Below are 1,189 nucleotides of genomic sequence, written 5' to 3'. Positions count from 1 at the left end.
GATGGCGAAGAGCAAGTTTGAACGAACAAAACCGCATGTTAATATTGGTACGATTGGTCACGTTGATCATGGGAAGACCTCGTTGACAGCAGCGATTACGAAATATTTTGGTGAATTTAAAGCCTATGATCAAATTGATGCTGCCCCAGAGGAACGCGCACGTGGAATTACTATTTCTACAGCGCACGTTGAGTATGAAACGGAAAATCGTCACTATGCGCACGTTGATTGTCCAGGACACGCTGATTATGTGAAGAACATGATCACAGGGGCAGCGCAGATGGATGGTGCTATTTTGGTTGTTTCCGCAGCTGATGGTCCAATGCCTCAGACACGTGAGCATATTTTGCTTGCGCGTCAGGTTGGTGTTCCAGCAATTGTTGTTTTTCTTAATAAAGTTGATCAGGTTGATGATGCAGAACTTTTGGAGCTTGTAGAGCTTGAGGTTCGGGAACTTTTATCCAAATATGATTTTCCAGGCGATGATATACCAATTGTTAAAGGTTCTGCGTTGGCAGCTCTTGAGGATAAGGATAAAAGCATTGGTGAAGATGCTGTTCGTCTTTTAATGAGTGAAGTTGATAATTATATTCCAACCCCTGAACGTCCTGTTGATCAACCATTTTTGATGCCGATAGAGGATGTATTTTCGATTTCGGGTCGTGGAACCGTTGTTACGGGTCGTGTTGAGCGTGGTGTTATTAAAGTTGGAGAGGAAATCGAGATTATCGGTATTCGTCCAACGTCTAAGACGACGGTTACAGGCGTTGAAATGTTCCGCAAGCTTTTAGATCAGGGTCAAGCGGGTGATAATATAGGAGCTCTGCTTCGTGGTGTTGACCGTGAGGGGATTGAGCGTGGTCAAGTATTGGCGAAGCCAGGATCTGTTACGCCTCATACACGTTTTAAAGCAGAAGCTTACATTTTGACGAAAGATGAAGGTGGACGTCATACACCATTTTTCACGAATTATCGTCCTCAGTTTTACTTCCGTACGACGGATGTTACAGGTATTGTTACGCTTCCAGAAGGAACGGAAATGGTTATGCCAGGCGACAATGTTGCCATGGATGTTTCGTTGATTGTTCCGATAGCGATGGAAGAGAAGCTTCGTTTTGCTATTCGTGAAGGTGGTCGTACTGTTGGTGCCGGTATCGTCTCTAAAATCATTGAATAAATAATGCTTGTT

At 43.9% G+C, this 1,189-nt stretch carries 1 protein-coding gene; it reads left to right on the top strand.

The genetic code is table 11. The annotated features are described in order from the left end of the window. Window position 1: 1 nt before the first annotated feature. On the top strand, window positions 2-1,177 hold the full coding sequence (gene tuf, locus ACFIJ8_RS08385) for an elongation factor Tu (protein WP_012755022.1): 1,176 nt from the start codon (window positions 2-4) through the stop codon (window positions 1,175-1,177). Window positions 1,178-1,189 lie beyond the last annotated feature (12 nt).

It is taken from the genome of Bartonella sp. MF74HXZ (assembly GCF_042194445.1).
GTDB lineage: Bacteria > Pseudomonadota > Alphaproteobacteria > Rhizobiales > Rhizobiaceae > Bartonella > Bartonella grahamii.
Note: the sequence above shows the minus strand (reverse complement) of the source record. Positions and strands in the feature narration are given on the sequence as shown.

Coding starts and splice junctions, on each gene's coding strand:
- tuf (WP_012755022.1), top strand. CDS start 2: ATGGCGAAGAGCAAGTTTGAACGAACAAAACCGCATGTTAATATTGGT.